Consider the following 16,493-nt stretch of genomic DNA (forward strand, 5'->3'; position numbering starts at 1 on the left):
TGTGGGGTGGGACTACCAGCGGTAGTGCGCGAAGGCCTTGTTGGACTCGGCCATCTTGTGCGTGTCCTCGCGCTTCTTGACGGCAGCGCCAAGACCGTTGGAGGCGTCGAGCAGCTCGTTCATCAGGCGCTCGGTCATGGTCTTCTCACGACGGGCGCGGGAGTAACCCACGAGCCAGCGGAGGGCCAGGGTCGACTGGCGACCCGGCTTGACCTCGACGGGGACCTGGTAGGTCGCGCCACCGACACGGCGGGACTTGACCTCGAGGGACGGCTTGACGTTCTCGAGCGCGCGCTTCAGCGTGATGACCGGGTCGTTGCCGGTCTTCTCGCGGAGGCCTTCCATGGCGCCGTAAACGATGCGCTCGGCGGTGGAGCGCTTGCCGTTCAGGAGGATCTTGTTGATGAGCGAGGTCACCAGAGGAGATGCGTAGACCGGGTCGATGATGACCGGGCGCTTCGGGGCGGGGCCCTTACGAGGCATTCTTACTTCTCCTTCTTGGCGCCGTAGCGGCTGCGGGCCTGCTTGCGGTTCTTGACAGCCTGGGTGTCAAGCGCACCGCGGATGATCTTGTAACGAACACCCGGCAGGTCCTTCACACGGCCACCACGCACGAGCACGATCGAGTGCTCCTGCAGGTTGTGTCCCTCACCCGGAATGTAAGCGGTGACCTCGATGCCAGAGGTCAGACGCACACGCGCGACCTTACGCAGCGCCGAGTTCGGCTTCTTCGGGGTGGTCGTGAACACTCGCGTGCAGACGCCGCGACGCTGGGGCGAGGCCTCGAGCGCGGGAGTCTTTGTCTTCTCGACCTTGTCCTGCCGGCCCTTACGGACCAGCTGCTGGATCGTAGGCACTACTTCTCCGGTTTCTGTGTGCCGTGTAGTGAAGCTAACCTGGAACTTTGCCGACCCACGCGGTCGGGTGTGTCGGATCCGGCGGACCTCCGCGCAAGCACGGAAACGCATGGATCGCGGTGGCCGGCTCGGCTCACGTGCGGTTGATGGACACGCACGGGAGCCTAGGCACACCCCAGGCACAAGGTCAGAGCGTACCTACCTCACAGAGGTAGGTCAAAACAAATGCCCAGCACGAAAACACACTGGGCGCAAGTGGTGGTACCCGGCCGAGGCGGGTGCCGCGGTCGCCGTCCCGGCCCGGCTGATCAGCGGCCGGCAGCCCGCCACACGCGGTGTCCGGTACGGCCCGCCTCGGCGGGCCGCCCTGCCCCGGCGACCTAAACTGTCGGCTGCCCGGGCGCGGGAGCGCGCGAGCCGTCGATCAGCAGGGAGCAGGACATTGGGGACCGTGGCACCGGAGCAGACCACAGTCGACGCTCCTCCCCCCGGCCGGGACCGGGGGCCGGTCCCCCGCCGCACCGGCGGCCGGCTGTACGGGCCCCTGCTGGCCTTCCTGGTCACCTCGGCCGCCTTCTGCGCGGCCTGGGTGGCCCGCGGCACCTTCCCCTTCGGCAACACCGGCCGGGCCGTCAACGACCAGGCCAACCAGTACGTGCCCTTCCACCGCGCGCTCTGGGACCTGGTCCACGGCCAGGGCGCCGGCGACCTGCTCTTCAGCTGGCGCGGGGGCTTCGGCCAGCAGTTCCTCTCCGACTACCACACCTACCTCGGCAACCCCTTCTCCTGGCTGGCCGTCCTCGTCCCCCGCGCCCACGTGGACCTCGCCGTCTTCGCGATCACCCCGATCACGATGGGCACCGCCGCCGCCGTGATGACGGTGTACCTGGGCATGCTGCACCCCGGCCCGTGGTGGCAGCGCGGGGTGCTCGGAGCCACGTACGGCCTGTGCGGCTGGGCGCTCAGCGACGCCTCCTACATCCCGATGTGGCTGTGGGGCCTGGTCGCCCTCCCGATGCTCGGCATCGCCGTCGAGTGGTGCCTGCAGGAGCGCCGCTGGCCGGGCGCGGCCCTGCTGGTCGCGCTCGCCTGGTTCGGGAACTTCTACACCGCGATGATGGCCACGATGGCCGCCTGCGTCCTCCTGGCCATCCGCCTGATCACCCGTGACATGGCGGGCAGGCAGCCGCTGCGCGCCCTGTGGCGGGCGGCGACGGCCGCCGGGACGGGGATACTGCTCACCCTGCCCTTCCTCCTGCCGTCGTTCCTGTCCAGCGGCGCCGCGCAGCCCACGAAGGCCGCCGCCTTCGACCCCGTACGCATCGAGCTCTTCCTCGCGGGCATGCTCCCCGCCACCCACCTGTGGGGCGGCCGGCCGCGCCTGTACGTGGCCTCGCTGGGCCTGATCCTGGCCGGGGCCTTCCTCCTGAACACCGGGATCGCGAAGAGGACCCGGCTGGTGTGGGCCGCGGCGATCGCGCTCGTGGCCGTCTCCTTCCAGTTCCCGCCCACGCAGTACGTGTGGCACGGGCTGGCGGTGCCGAACGGCAACCCGTACCGCGAGGCCTTCGTCTTCAGCGGCATGGTGGTGATCGTCGCCTGGCTCGCCCTGGCCAACCGCCCGCGCCCGCTCCACCTGGCGCTGGTCACCGCCCTGCTGGTCGCGGCCACCTTCCTCCTGCGCCACGCCGACGACTTCGGCGGCTGGACCTGGCCCGCCGTGCTCGGCGGCGGCTCGGTCTCCCTGCTCGCGCTCGTCCTGCTCTCCCTCGGGGAGAGGCACCGCCGGCTGATCCCCCTCGCGGCCGTCCTCATGGTCGGCGTCGTCTTCGCCGAGTCCACGGTCGCCGCGGCCAACGCGGACGCCCGCAGGACCCGCGAGCGCTGGGCGAAGCCGGCCGCCACCTCGAACCGGTCGATCACGAACCACTTCGACGCCGTCCGGGCCGTGGCCGGCTGGCCCGCGTACCGGACCGATTCGGGCGCGCCGCAGACCTCGTACAACGACGCCCTCGCCCTCCGGGCGGAAGGCCCGCAGTACTACAGCAGCTACCTTCCGGAGGCCACCTACCAGGCCCTGCAGCCCCTGGGATACGGCTTCAAGAACGACGGCCGGACCTTCTTCGGCGCCGACAACCCGGTGCTCGACGCGATCTTCTCGATCGGCGCCCGGGTCCGCCCGGGCGCCGCCCCCCACACCTGGACCGGCTCGAAGTTCCCCGCCCCGCCGCTGGTCACCGTCCGTACCGGGGACTTCGTGTCCCCCAACCCGGCCGACAGCGTCTATGCCCGCCAGGAGAACGTGCTGGGCGCCGCCGTCTACGAGGTCCCGCAGGTCACCCGCGGCGGCACCGCCTCCGAGCAGACGTACGCCGCCGAGTGCGCCCCCGGGTCCGAGGCCTACTGGTACTCCCCGGCCCTCTACGGCACCCTCACCTCCGGCTCCACCGCGAAGCCCCTGGAGGACCTGATGACCGGGGTCACCCCCCTCGGCACGGTCCCCGCGTCGGGCCGGGTCGACGTCACCGTGAAGACCCGTACCGCACACGCGGACGCGGGCGAACACCCCCTCGGCTGCCTGGACCGCACGGCCCTCGACCAGGCGGTGGCCCACCTGACCACCACCGGCGCCACCAAGGTCGAGACGGGCGGCCACAGCATCGAGGCCACCCTCCCCGAGGGCGCCCGCGGCACCGCCGTCTTCGCGATGACGAACATCCCGGGCTGGCAGTGCTCGGCCCCGGTCACGTCCTTCCACGGCCTGCTCTCCGTAGACCTCCCCGAAGGCGCCGCCAAGGTCTCCTGCACCTTCACCCCGAAGGGCCTCACCCCGGGCCTCGCGGCCGCCGCCCTGGCCCTCCTGGCCCTGACCTCGGCCACGGTGACGGGCCTGCGCCGCCGCCGCGCCTGACCCGCCCTCCGCGACGCGCCAACGAAGAAGCCCCCCGCCGCTCCTCTCGGAGTGGCGGGGGGCTTCGTCTTACGAGCTCTTAGCCGTTGTACGGGCCGTAGTCGTAGTCCTCCAGCGGGACAGCCTGGCCGGAGCCGGTGCCGAAGGGCGAGTAGTCGATGTCGTCGTAACCGACGGCCGAGTACATCGCGGCCTTCGCCTCCTCGGTGGGCTCCACCCGGATGTTGCGGTAGCGGGCGAGGCCCGTACCGGCCGGGATGAGCTTACCGATGATGACGTTCTCCTTGAGGCCGATCAGGGAGTCGGACTTGGCGTTGATCGCCGCGTCCGTCAGAACCCTGGTCGTCTCCTGGAAGGACGCCGCCGACAGCCACGACTCGGTCGCGAGCGAGGCCTTGGTGATACCCATCAGCTGCGGACGGCCGGAGGCGGGGTGACCGCCCTCGGTGACCACACGACGGTTCTCGGTCTCGAACTTCGACCGCTCGACCAGCTCGCCCGGCAGGAGCTCCGCGTCGCCGGACTCGATGATCGTCACGCGGCGCAGCATCTGCCGGATGATGATCTCGATGTGCTTGTCGTGGATCGACACGCCCTGCGAGTTGTAGACCTTCTGGACTTCGCCGACCAGGTGGACCTGGACGGCACGCTGGCCGAGGATGCGCAGCACGTCGTGCGGGTTGGTGGCACCCATGGTGAGCTTCTGGCCCACCTCGACGTGGTCGCCCTCGTGCACGATGACCTTGGCGCGCTTCGAGATCGGGAACGCCGTCTCCTCGCTGCCGTCGTCGGGCGTGATGACGATCTTCTTCGTCTTCTCGGTCTCCTCGATCCGCACGCGGCCGGCGGCCTCGGAGATCGGGGCGACACCCTTCGGGGTACGGGCCTCGAAGAGCTCGACGACACGCGGCAGACCCTGCGTGATGTCGTCACCGGCCACACCACCGGTGTGGAAGGTACGCATCGTCAGCTGGGTACCGGGCTCACCGATGGACTGGGCGGCGATGATGCCGACCGCCTCACCGATGTCGACCAGCTTGCCGGTGGCGAGCGAGCGTCCGTAGCAGAAGGCACAGGTGCCGACCGCGGACTCACAGGTCAGGACCGAGCGGGTCTTGACCTCCTCGACGCCGTTGGCGACCAGGGCGTCGATGAGCACGTCACCGAGGTCGACGTTGGCCGGCGCGATGACCTTGCCGTCGATGACGACGTCCTCGGCCAGCATGCGGGCGTAGATCGAGGTCTCGACGTCGTCGGCCTTGCGCAGCACGCCGTCCTCGCCGCGCACGGCGATCTTCAGCTTCAGACCGCGCTCGGTGCCGCAGTCCTCCTCGCGGATGATCACGTCCTGCGAGACGTCCACCAGACGACGGGTCAGGTAACCCGAGTCGGCGGTACGCAGGGCGGTGTCGGCCAGACCCTTACGGGCACCGTGCGTGGAGATGAAGTACTCCAGAACGGTGAGGCCCTCACGGAAGGACGCCTTGATCGGACGCGGGATGGTCTCGTTCTTCGCGTTCGACACCAGACCACGCATACCGGCGATCTGCCTCATCTGCATCATGTTTCCTCGGGCACCCGAGTCAACCATCATGAAGATGGGGTTCGTCTTGGGGAAGTTCGCGTTCATCGCCTCGGCAACCTCGTTGGTCGCCTTGGTCCAGATCGCGATGAGCTCCTGCGTGCGCTCGTCCTTGGTGATCAGACCGCGCTCGTACTGCTTCTGGACCTTCTCGTCCATCGCCTCGTAGCCCGCGACGATGGCCTTCTTGGCCTCGGGCACGACGACGTCGGAGATGGCCACGGTGACGCCCGAACGGGTCGCCCAGTGGAAGCCGGCCGCCTTCAGGTTGTCGAGCGTCGCCGCCACGATGACCTTGGGGTAGCGCTCCGCCAGGTCGTTGACGATCTCGGAGAGCTGCTTCTTGCCCACCGAGTAGTCGACGAACGGGTAGTCCTCGGGCAGCAGCTCGTTGAAGAGCGCGCGGCCCAGGGTGGTGCGCAGACGGAAGCTGTCGCCCGGCTGGAACTCCTGCTCGCCTTCCTCGGCGACCGGCGGCACCCAGCCACGCGGCGGGATGGTGCCCACCGGGAAGCGGATGTCGACGGACGACTGGAGCGCGAGCTCGCCGTTGTCGAACGCCATGGTCGCCTCGGCCGTGGAGCCGAACGCGCGGCCCTCGCCCTTGGTGTCACGGAGCTCACCGTCGGTGGTCAGGAAGAACAGACCGAGGACCATGTCCTGGGTCGGCATCGTGACCGGACGGCCGTCGGCCGGCTTGAGGATGTTGTTCGAGGACAGCATCAGGATGCGGGCCTCGGCCTGCGCCTCCGCGGAGAGCGGGAGGTGCACGGCCATCTGGTCACCGTCGAAGTCCGCGTTGAACGCGGTGCAGACGAGCGGGTGGATCTGGATGGCCTTGCCTTCGACCAGCTGGGGCTCGAAGGCCTGGATGCCGAGGCGGTGCAGCGTGGGCGCACGGTTCAGCAGGACCGGGTGCTCGGCGATGACCTCTTCGAGCACGTCGTACACGACCGTGCGGCCGCGCTCGACCATGCGCTTCGCCGACTTGATGTTCTGCGCGTGGTTCAGGTCGACCAGGCGCTTCATCACGAACGGCTTGAAGAGCTCCAGCGCCATGGCCTTGGGCAGACCACACTGGTGCAGCTTCAGCTGCGGACCGACGACGATCACGGAACGCGCGGAGTAGTCCACGCGCTTGCCGAGGAGGTTCTGACGGAATCGACCCTGCTTGCCCTTGAGCATGTCGCTCAGGGACTTCAGCGGACGGTTGCCGGGACCGGTCACCGGACGACCACGACGACCGTTGTCGAAGAGGGCGTCCACGGCCTCCTGAAGCATGCGCTTCTCGTTGTTCACGATGATCTCGGGGGCACCGAGGTCAAGGAGTCGCTTCAGACGGTTGTTGCGGTTGATCACGCGGCGGTACAGGTCGTTCAGGTCGGAGGTCGCGAAGCGGCCACCGTCCAGCTGCACCATCGGACGCAGGTCCGGCGGGATCACCGGCACGCAGTCGAGCACCATGCCCTTGGGGCTGTTGCTGGTCTGCAGGAACGCGGAGACGACCTTGAGGCGCTTGAGCGCACGGGTCTTCTTCTGGCCCTTGCCGGTACGGATGATCTCGCGGAGGCGCTCGGCCTCCTCCTCGAGGTCGAAGGACTCCAGGCGCTTCTGCAGCGCCGCGGCACCCATCGAGCCGTCGAAGTACGTGCCGAAGCGGTCGCGCAGCTCGCGGTAGAGCAGCTCGTCGCCCTCGAGGTCCTGGACCTTGAGGTTCTTGAAGCGGTTCCACACCTCGTCGAGGCGGTCGATCTCGCGCTGGGCGCGGTCACGGAGCTGCTTCATCTCGCGCTCGGCGCCTTCGCGCACCTTGCGGCGCACGTCGGCCTTGGCACCCTCGGCCTCGAGCTCGGCCAGGTCGGTCTCGAGCTTCTTGGCACGGCCTTCGAGGTCCGCGTCACGGCGGTTCTCGATCTGCTGGCGCTCGACGGAGACGTGGGCCTCCAGCGACGGGAGGTCGCGGGTGCGGCGCTCGTCGTCCACGAACGTGATCATGTACGCGGCGAAGTAGATGACCTTCTCGAGGTCCTTCGGCGCGAGGTCCAGCAGGTAGCCCAGGCGCGACGGGACGCCCTTGAAGTACCAGATGTGGGTGACGGGAGCGGCAAGCTCGATGTGGCCCATCCGCTCACGGCGCACCTTGGCGCGCGTGACTTCGACGCCACAGCGCTCACAGATGATGCCCTTGAAGCGGACACGCTTGTACTTGCCGCAGTAGCACTCCCAGTCCCGGGTGGGACCGAAGATCTTCTCGCAGAAGAGTCCGTCCTTCTCGGGCTTGAGGGTGCGGTAGTTGATGGTCTCCGGCTTCTTGACCTCGCCGTGCGACCAGGTTCGGATGTCGTCCGCGGTGGCAAGGCCGATCCGCAGCTCGTCGAAGAAGTTGACGTCGAGCACTGTGCGTCAATCCCTCTTTCGGGGTCGAGTCTCAATCATGGTCTGAACGGTCCCGGGGATGACGGGGGGCTCTCTCAGGAGCCCCCCGTCAGGCCCGTCAGACCTCTTCGACGCTGCTCGGCTCGCGCCGGGACAGGTCGATACCGAGCTCCTCCGCCGCGCGGAAGACGTCCTCGTCGGTGTCGCGCATCTCGATGGACATGCCGTCCGAGGACAGCACCTCCACGTTGAGGCAGAGCGACTGCATTTCCTTGATGAGCACCTTGAAGGACTCGGGAATGCCCGGCTCGGGGATGTTCTCGCCCTTGACGATGGCCTCGTAGACCTTCACGCGGCCGGTCACGTCGTCGGACTTGATCGTCAGGAGTTCCTGGAGCGCGTACGCGGCGCCATAAGCCTCAAGCGCCCACACCTCCATCTCACCGAAGCGCTGACCACCGAACTGCGCCTTACCACCCAGCGGCTGCTGCGTGATCATCGAGTAAGGACCGGTCGAACGGGCGTGGAGCTTGTCGTCGACCAGGTGGTGCAGCTTGAGGATGTACATGTACCCGACCGAGATCGGGTCCGGGAACGGCTCGCCGGAGCGGCCGTCGAACAGGCGCGCCTTACCGGTCGGGAGCACCATGCGCTCGCCGTCGCGGTTCGGGATGGTGTGCTGCAGCAGGCCGGCCAGCTCGTCCTCGCGGGCACCGTCGAACACCGGGGTGGCGACGTTGGTGCCGGGCTCGACCTTGTCGGCGCCGATCGCCTGGAGGCGCTGCGCCCACTCGTCCGCCAGGCCGGAGACGTCCCAGCCGCGGCTGGCGAGCCAGCCGAGGTGGATCTCCAGGACCTGTCCCGGGTTCATTCGGGACGGGACACCCAGCGGGTTCAGGATGATGTCGACCGGCGTGCCGTCCTCGAGGAAGGGCATGTCCTCGATCGGAAGGATCTTGGAGATGACACCCTTGTTGCCGTGGCGGCCGGCGAGCTTGTCACCGTCGGTGATCTTGCGCTTCTGGGCGACGTAGACGCGGACCAGCTGGTTCACGCCCGGGGGAAGCTCGTCGCCCTCCTCGCGGTCGAAGACGCGGACACCGATGACCTTGCCGATCTCACCGTGAGGGACCTTGAGCGAGGTGTCACGCACCTCGCGGGCCTTCTCACCGAAGATCGCGCGGAGCAGGCGCTCCTCCGGCGTCAGCTCGGTCTCACCCTTGGGCGTGACCTTGCCGACCAGGATGTCACCGGCGACGACGTCCGCACCGATGCGGATGATGCCGCGCTCGTCGAGGTCCGCGAGGACCTCCTCGGAGACGTTCGGGATGTCCCGGGTGATCTCCTCGGGGCCGAGCTTGGTGTCACGGGCGTCGACCTCGTGCTCCTCGATGTGGATCGAGGAGAGGACGTCGTCCTGCACGAGGCGCTGCGACAGGATGATCGCGTCCTCGTAGTTGTGACCCTCCCACGGCATGAACGCGACGAGCAGGTTCTTGCCGAGGGCCATCTCGCCCTCTTCGGTCGCCGGGCCGTCGGCCAGGACCTGGGACTCGACGATCCGGTCACCCTCGTTGACGATGACCTTCTGGTTGACCGAGGTGCCCTGGTTGGAGCGGGAGAACTTCGACACGCGGTACGTGGTGTACGTGCCGTCGTCGTTGGCGACGGTGATGTAGTCGGCCGAGACCTCCTGGACGACACCGTCCTTCTCCGCCTTGATCGAGTCACCGGCGTCGACCGCACAGCGGTACTCCATGCCGGTGCCGACGAGCGGCGCCTCCGCCTTGATGAGCGGAACGGCCTGGCGCATCATGTTCGCGCCCATGAGGGCACGGTTGGCGTCGTCGTGCTCGAGGAAGGGGATCATCGCGGTCGCGACGGACACCATCTGGCGCGGGGAGACGTCCATGTAGTCGACGTCGCCGCCGGCGATGTAGTCGATCTCGCCACCACGACGGCGAACCAGCACGCGGTTCTCGGTGAAGCGCATCTCATCGTTCAGGGCGGCGTTCGCCTGGGCGATGACGAAGCGGTCTTCCTCGTCGGCCGTGAGGTAGTCGACCTCGTCGGTGACGACACCGTCGACGACCTTGCGGTACGGGGTCTCGATGAAGCCGAACGGGTTGATGCGGCCGTAGGAGGCCAGCGAGCCGATCAGACCGATGTTCGGGCCTTCGGGCGTCTCGATCGGGCACATGCGGCCGTAGTGCGACGGGTGAACGTCACGGACCTCGAAGCCGGCCCGCTCACGGGACAGACCACCCGGGCCGAGGGCGTTGAGACGACGCTTGTGCGTCAGGCCCGACAGCGGGTTGTTCTGGTCCATGAACTGCGACAGCTGGCTGGTGCCGAAGAACTCCTTGATGGAGGCGACGACCGGCCGGATGTTGATCAGGGTCTGCGGCGTGATCGCCTCGACGTCCTGGGTGGTCATGCGCTCGCGCACGACGCGCTCCATACGGGCGAGACCCGTACGGACCTGGTTCTGGATCAGCTCGCCGACGTTGCGGATGCGGCGGTTGCCGAAGTGGTCGATGTCGTCGGTCTCGACGACGATCTCCCGGCCCGACTCGCCGACCGTCTCGGTCTCACCCGCGTGGAGCTTCACGAGGTACTTGATCGTCGCGATGATGTCGTCGGTGGTGAGCACACCGGCGTCGAGCGGCTCGTCGGCGCCGAGCTTCTTGTTCACCTTGTAGCGGCCGACCTTCGCGAGGTCGTAGCGCTTGGGGTTGAAGTAGAGGTTCTCGAGCAGCGTCTGAGCGGCCTCGCGGGTCGGCGGCTCGCCCGGGCGCAGCTTGCGGTAGATGTCGAGCAGCGCGTCGTCCTGACCCTGGGTGTGGTCCTTCTCCAGGGTGGCGCGCATGGACTCGTACTCGCCGAACTCCTCGAGGATCTGCTCGGTGGTCCAGCCGAGAGCCTTCAGGAGGACGGTGACGGACTGCTTGCGCTTACGGTCGATGCGGACACCGACCATGTCGCGCTTGTCGACCTCCATCTCCAGCCAGGCACCCCGGGACGGGATGATCTTGGCGGAGAAGATGTCCTTGTCGGACGTCTTGTCGATGGAGGAGTCGAAGTAGACACCAGGGGAGCGGACAAGCTGCGACACGACGACACGCTCGGTGCCGTTGATGACGAAGGTGCCCTTGTTGGTCATGAGCGGGAAATCGCCCATGAAGACCGTCTGAGACTTGATCTCTCCGGTCTCGTTGTTCGTGAACTCGGCCGTGACGAACAGCGGAGCCGCGTACGTGAAGTCGCGCTCCTTGCACTCGTCGACGGAGTTCTTCGCCGGCTCGAAACGGTGGTCGCGGAAGGTCAGCGACATCGACCCGGAGAAGTCCTCGATCGGCGAGATCTCCTCGAAGATCTCTTCCAGACCGGACTTGGTGGGGACGTCCTGTCCACTCTCAAGCGCCGACTCGACGCGAGACTTCCAGGCTGCATTGCCGAGCAGCCAGTCAAAGCTCTCGGTCTGCAGCGCCAGGAGGTTCGGAACCTCGAGGGGCTCCTTGATCTTTGCAAAGGAGATGCGCAGCGGGGCGGTGCTGGCACCGGTGTTCGTATTGGTCGAGGCGTTGCGCGAGGCGGCCAAGAGGGGGTCCTTCCGAGGGCTCGGACTCACTACGCGCGTACCGGTCCCAGCCGACACAGAAGACAGACGCTCCCGTTCTGGACGAAAGACCAGGTCAGGGCGGATCAATCAGGTGTGCTCGAGCGTGGGCATGACCCTGGCGACGGGCAGGGGTCAGCTAACAGGCAGCGCAAAGGGTCAGTGTAGCCACTCGGCTCACTGATGTCCAGACCAGGTTTCCGGAAACCGGCAACAGGCCTTCCCCAAGTCCGTCAATACCAACGCTGCGTCTCTCATACGCGCTGCCCTCGAACACAGAGCGCGTATCAGTACTGCCCTCTTCGTAGCCGATCCATGCCTCGGATCTCGGATCGAGGTGGTCGAGCTTGCGACGGGTCTGAGAATTGCGCGCCCCGTCCCGTTCGTCAAGGCCCCGTGCTCCGAGCGGATCATCTCCGGACCCTGCACCGGGGCAACGAAGATCACCCTACTCCCCAACGAGAGCAGGGCAAATCAGGCACTGCGGGTACGCCAAAGGGCGACCACCCTTACGGGTGATCGCCCCTGGTTGGGGCCTCAGAGAGGCCCCAGAGGTGTTACTTGACCTCGACAGCCGCGCCGGCGCCCTTGAGGGCCTCGGCGGCCTTGTCAGCGGCCTCCTTGTTGACCTTCTCGAGGACCGGCTTCGGGGCGCCGTCCACGAGGTCCTTGGCCTCCTTCAGGCCCAGGGAGGTCAGCTCACGCACGACCTTGATGACCTGGATCTTCTTGTCGCCGGCACCGGTGAGGATGACGTCGAACTCGTCCTTCTCCTCAGCGGCCTCGACCGGGGCGCCGGGGGCACCCGGGGCGGCAACGGCGACGGCCGCGGCGGCGGTGACGTCGAACTTCTCCTCGAAGGCCTTCACGAACTCGGAGAGCTCGATGAGGGTCATCTCCTCGAACTGGGCGAGGAGGTCGTCCTGAGAGAGCTTCGCCATGATGGGCGATCCTTCCACTAATTCGGCAGGTGCCGGATGTATAGAGAGGCGGGCGTAACGGCCCGCTACGACCCACGCACTAGGCGGCGTAGATCAGTGCGCGAGCCGAATTACTCGGCACCGCCCTGCTCGGCGAGCTTGACGCGAAGCGCTTCCGCGGTGCGGACGAACTTCGACGGCAGCGCCTGGAAGAGCGAGGCAGCCTGGGACTGCTTGCCCTTGAACGCGCCGGCCAGCTTGCTGAGCAGAACCTCGCGGGACTCGAGGTCCGCAAGCTTCTTGATGTCGTCGGCGGAGAGAGCCTTACCGTCAAGGACACCGGCCTTGATGATGAGGTTCGGGTTCTCCTTGGCGAAGTCACGCAGGGCCTTCGCCGACTCCACCGGGTCACCGGTGATGAAGGCGACCGCGGTCGGACCAGCGAAGTGCTCGTCCAGCGCGGTGATCCCGGCCTGGTTGGCCGCAATCTTGGTCAGCGTGTTCTTCACCACGGCGTACTGGGCGTTCTCACCAAGGGAGCGACGCAGCGTCTTGAGCTGCGCGACGGTGAGACCCCGGTACTCGGTCAGCACGGCGGCGTTGGAGCTCTGGAACGCATCCGTGAGCTCGGCCACCGATGCAGCCTTGTTGGGCGTCGGCATAGTGCGTTCGCCTCCTTCCGGGTGATGAGGACCGCTCAGAAGGGGCTGAACAAAACGAAACGCCCCGGCGCAAGCGCACGGGGCTTGGGCTCGACCGAATCACTCCGGGAGCTTCTCCACGAACACCTGCGCAGGACGCCCGCACTCAGCGGATCCTTCGGCCACCGTCCCCTTGCGAGCACGGCAACGACCAGCGGTCTTTGGCTTCTGGTGAACCATACGGGAAGCGGCCGAGCCAAGGCAAATCGCCCCCTTGCGGACCCTCAGGAGCGCTTCAGGCCGCCCAGGCCTGCGTCCTTCAGCGTCTGGTCGGCCTCCTCCAGGTTCCGGTCGGTCTCCTTGAGACCGGCGTCGATGCCCTTCATGACGTCGTCGAAGTCCGCCACCTGGTCCGCGGGCGGGGCGACGACCGGAGCGGCCGTGCCGTAGCCGGAGAACTTGGCGGAGATCTTCGTCGTGCCCTTGTCGATCGTCCGGACGGTGTCGACGCGGACCGGGTAGCCGTCCTTGCCGATCCACAGGTCCACTTCCAGGCTGGTGACGTCCTTCACCGCCTGGTGGAGGTAGTCGCGGTTCGCCGCCTCCATCACCTTGGTGGACTCGTCCGCCTTGAGCAGCTCCGCGTTGGTGAAGCTGCCCTTGAAGTGCTGGGCCTCGATGCCGTCGGTCTGCTCCGCGCCCACCAGCGTCAGCTTCTCCTGGCCGAGGAGCAGCGCCAGGTACTCGGCCGGGTCGTCGTTGAGCCGGTAGCGGGGCGACCCGTCCTTGTTCAGGTTCATCTTCATCCAGGACTTGCCCTGCACCGGCTTGTCGCTGTGGGTGTAGATCAAGTCCCCGATCATGATCTGGTTGCCGGCGTCCGGGCCCGTGGCATCGATGCCGGTCGCGGCCGGGTACCAGCCCTTGGTGCCGGTGAGCCGGTCGGTCTTGCCGCCGGCGGTGATGGTCATGTCCATCGTGGCGAACTTCGCGGGCACGGTCTTCAGGTACGACGCCTTCACCGCGTCCGCGGGCGTCGGAGCCTTGGCGGCGGCCGGCTTGTCGCCGCCCTTGCCCCCGTCCGCCGAGGCTCCGCCGCAGGCAGAGAGACCGCCCACGAGCAGGGCGACGCCCGCTGCGGCGACGCCCGCCCGGTTCCGGACAGCCTTGTTCATCTGTTACTCCCCCGTGAATGGATCTTCGTGTTGCGATGGCGCGCGACGATCAGGCGGAGCCCTCGCCGGCACCCTTCATCATCTCGGCCAGGTCCGTGACCTGATCGGCCGGCGGCGCGGCGATCTCGACCGGCTTGTTGATGTCCAGGAACTTGATGGTGATGTCCATCGGGCCGGAGGTGCCACTGCCCTGGGTGCGGACCTGCTTGGCCTGGTCGGCCTCGTCGATCCAGATGTCCATGGTCAGGCTCTTGATGCCCTGGTCCTGGAGCGCCTGGACGTTCTTCTGCCGACGCTCCTTGGCCTCGGGGGTGGAGGCGGCACTGGCGGCCTGCAGCTCCTCGATCGTGACGGTCCCGGCGAGGTGCGTCGTCTTCTGCCCGTCGATGGTCTCCTCGCCGACCTTCTTGAGGTCCTTGGCGGTGCTCAGGCCGTCGGCCGTGTCGGCCGGGTTCTGGCCCTGCTGGGCCGAGCCCAGCGAGTCCAGCTCCTTGGCCTGGTCCGGAGCGAGGGTCTTGAGGTCGAACTTCAGCCACTTGCCCTCGGACCCCATGTACATGGCGCCGTCGATCAAGCGGATGTCGACCTTCTGACCCGGCTTCTCGGGCGATTCCATCGCCATCGCCATGGCCACGGCCGGCTTGAGCCGCATGGAGACCTCGCCGCTGATCTTCTGCCCCGAGGCTTCCCCGGCCATGGTGTAGCGGAGGGAGGTGATCTCCTCCGACTTCTTCTTCGTCTTCTGCAGGTACGCGGCCGGCGTGACCTCCGCCGGCTTCTCCGCGGCCTTGGCCGGGGCCGACGGGGCCCCGCTGTCCTTCTTCGTGCTCTTCCCGTCCTCGCACGCCGTGGCCCCGCCCACGAGCAGTACGGCGGCCAGCGCCGCGCCGACGGTCTTCTTCCGGTACACAGACACGGAGGTCCCCACCCCTTGTTGATCGACTTCTTCAGCCGACCATACGTTCCCCGGCCGCGTATGTGCGCGGTCATTACGCCGCATCGAGGGATGTGTGGCCCTGAACACGCGAACGGGCCCCCCGCCACCCGTGAGGGAAGCGAGGGGCCCGTTCAGAGGCCTGGGCGGCTCAGGGAGCCGTCAGGAGGCTCGGCCCGATCAAACAGCAGCCGGGTCTTCCTCGACGAGGAGGTTCCGGGTGCGGTTCGGGTCCAGCTGGATGCCGGGGCCCATGGTGGTGCTCAGGGCGGCCTTCTTGATGTAGCGGCCCTTCGCGGCGGACGGCTTCAGACGGAGGATCTCGTCCAGAGCGGCGCCGTAGTTCTCGACCAGCTTGTCATCGGAGAAGGAGACCTTGCCGATGATGAAGTGCAGGTTCGAGTGCTTGTCGACGCGGAACTCGATCTTGCCACCCTTGATGTCGGTGACAGCCTTGGCGACGTCCATGGTGACGGTGCCGGTCTTCGGGTTCGGCATCAGGCCACGGGGACCGAGCACGCGGCCGAGGCGGCCGACCTTGCCCATGAGGTCCGGGGTGGCGACAACGGCGTCGAACTCGTTGAGGCGGTTGCCCTTGGCGATCTCGTTGATCAGCTCGTCGTCGCCGACAATGTCGGCGCCGGCGGCTTCCGCGGCCGCAGCACGGTCACCGGTCGCGAAGACCAGGACCCGGGCGGTCTTGCCGGTGCCGTGCGGGAGGTTCACGGTGCCGCGGACCATCTGGTCGGCCTTGCGCGGGTCGACACCCAGGCGGAAGGCGACCTCGACGGTACCGTCGAACTTGGTCGTGGAGGTCTCCTTGGCGAGACGGACGGCCTCGAGCGGGGCGTACAGCTTCTCCCGGTCGACCTTGGCGTCCGCAGCGCGGAGAGTCTTGCTGCGCTTCACTTCTGCTCCTGTGTTGTTTCTTCAGGCGTGGAGTCGTGGTGCGGACCAGCGCTTGGCCCTACCACTGGTGGTGCTGGAGGGTGGCTGGATCAGCCTTCGACGGTGATGCCCATCGAGCGCGCGGTGCCGGAAATGATCTTCACGGCGGCGTCGATGTCGTTGGCGTTCAGGTCGGGCATCTTCAGCTCGGCGATCTCACGGACCTGGGCGCCGGTGAGCTTGGCGACCTTGGTCTTGTGGGGCTCGCCAGAGCCCTTCTCCACGCCCGCGTGCTTCAGGATGAGGCGCGCGGCCGGCGGAGTCTTGGTGATGAAGGTGAAGGAACGGTCCTCGTAGACCGTGATCTCCACCGGCACGACCATGCCACGCTGCGACTCGGTCGCGGCGTTGTAGGCCTTGCAGAACTCCATGATGTTGACGCCGTGCTGACCGAGCGCGGGGCCGACCGGCGGAGCCGGGTTGGCCGCACCGGCCTTGATCTGGAGCTTGATAAGCCCCGTGACCTTCTTCTTCTTGGGAGGCATTGCTCTCTCCGGGTCCTAGTGAGAGTTTTCAGCCGCACATCCGGT

General features: G+C 67.3%; 11 protein-coding genes. 1 reads left to right on the forward strand and 10 read right to left on the reverse strand.

Annotation, left to right across the window (positions count from 1 at the left end; translation table 11 throughout):
- Nucleotides 1-12 precede the first annotated feature (12 nt).
- Both rpsG and rpsL read right to left on the reverse strand, forming a co-directional pair.
- Entirely contained in the window at nt 13-483 is a 471-nt protein-coding gene (gene rpsG / locus ACIP5M_RS26105) for a 30S ribosomal protein S7 (RefSeq protein ID WP_007265894.1), read from the reverse strand.
- A gap of 2 nt (nt 484-485) precedes the next feature.
- The gene (gene rpsL / locus ACIP5M_RS26110) at nt 486-857 is read right to left on the reverse strand and encodes a 30S ribosomal protein S12 (RefSeq protein WP_007265893.1); all 372 of its coding nucleotides are present in this window, start codon (nt 855-857) and stop codon (nt 486-488) included.
- A 451-nt stretch (nt 858-1,308) separates the two neighbouring features.
- Between rpsL and ACIP5M_RS26115 the strand changes: the two genes are divergently transcribed.
- Nucleotides 1,309-3,768, forward strand: coding sequence for a YfhO family protein (locus tag ACIP5M_RS26115; protein WP_401201295.1), 2,460 nt, complete (start codon nt 1,309-1,311; stop codon nt 3,766-3,768).
- 79 nt (nt 3,769-3,847) lie between these two features.
- Here the strand turns inward: ACIP5M_RS26115 and ACIP5M_RS26120 are convergent, their stop codons facing one another.
- The 8 genes from ACIP5M_RS26120 to rplK all read right to left on the reverse strand — a co-directional run bounded on the left by ACIP5M_RS26120 (nt 3,848) and on the right by rplK (nt 16,448).
- Nucleotides 3,848-7,747: a DNA-directed RNA polymerase subunit beta' gene (locus ACIP5M_RS26120; RefSeq protein WP_401201297.1), complete on the reverse strand. Its 3,900-nt coding sequence runs from the start codon at nt 7,745-7,747 to the stop codon at nt 3,848-3,850.
- 97 nt (nt 7,748-7,844) lie between these two features.
- Nucleotides 7,845-11,327, reverse strand: coding sequence for a DNA-directed RNA polymerase subunit beta (gene rpoB / locus ACIP5M_RS26125; protein WP_401201298.1), 3,483 nt, complete (start codon nt 11,325-11,327; stop codon nt 7,845-7,847).
- Nucleotides 11,328-11,902: 575 nt separating this feature from the next.
- A complete protein-coding gene (gene rplL, locus ACIP5M_RS26130; RefSeq protein WP_401201299.1) occupies nt 11,903-12,286 on the reverse strand; it encodes a 50S ribosomal protein L7/L12 in 384 nt (127 codons plus the stop codon).
- A 110-nt stretch (nt 12,287-12,396) separates the two neighbouring features.
- A complete protein-coding gene (rplJ, locus tag ACIP5M_RS26135) occupies nt 12,397-12,927 on the reverse strand; it encodes a 50S ribosomal protein L10 (protein ID WP_030026650.1) in 531 nt (176 codons plus the stop codon).
- Nucleotides 12,928-13,190: 263 nt separating this feature from the next.
- Nucleotides 13,191-14,081, reverse strand: coding sequence for a hypothetical protein (locus ACIP5M_RS26140; RefSeq protein ID WP_401201301.1), 891 nt, complete (start codon nt 14,079-14,081; stop codon nt 13,191-13,193).
- A 49-nt stretch (nt 14,082-14,130) separates the two neighbouring features.
- Nucleotides 14,131-14,997: an LppX_LprAFG lipoprotein gene (locus tag ACIP5M_RS26145; protein WP_401201303.1), complete on the reverse strand. Its 867-nt coding sequence runs from the start codon at nt 14,995-14,997 to the stop codon at nt 14,131-14,133.
- A gap of 198 nt (nt 14,998-15,195) precedes the next feature.
- Nucleotides 15,196-15,924, reverse strand: coding sequence for a 50S ribosomal protein L1 (gene rplA / locus ACIP5M_RS26150; protein ID WP_384588152.1), 729 nt, complete (start codon nt 15,922-15,924; stop codon nt 15,196-15,198).
- A gap of 89 nt (nt 15,925-16,013) precedes the next feature.
- Nucleotides 16,014-16,448, reverse strand: coding sequence for a 50S ribosomal protein L11 (gene rplK / locus ACIP5M_RS26155; protein WP_266785572.1), 435 nt, complete (start codon nt 16,446-16,448; stop codon nt 16,014-16,016).
- Nucleotides 16,449-16,493 lie beyond the last annotated feature (45 nt).

The sequence above is a fragment of the Streptomyces sp. NPDC088762 genome (assembly GCF_044750905.1).
Lineage (GTDB): Bacteria > Actinomycetota > Actinomycetes > Streptomycetales > Streptomycetaceae > Streptomyces.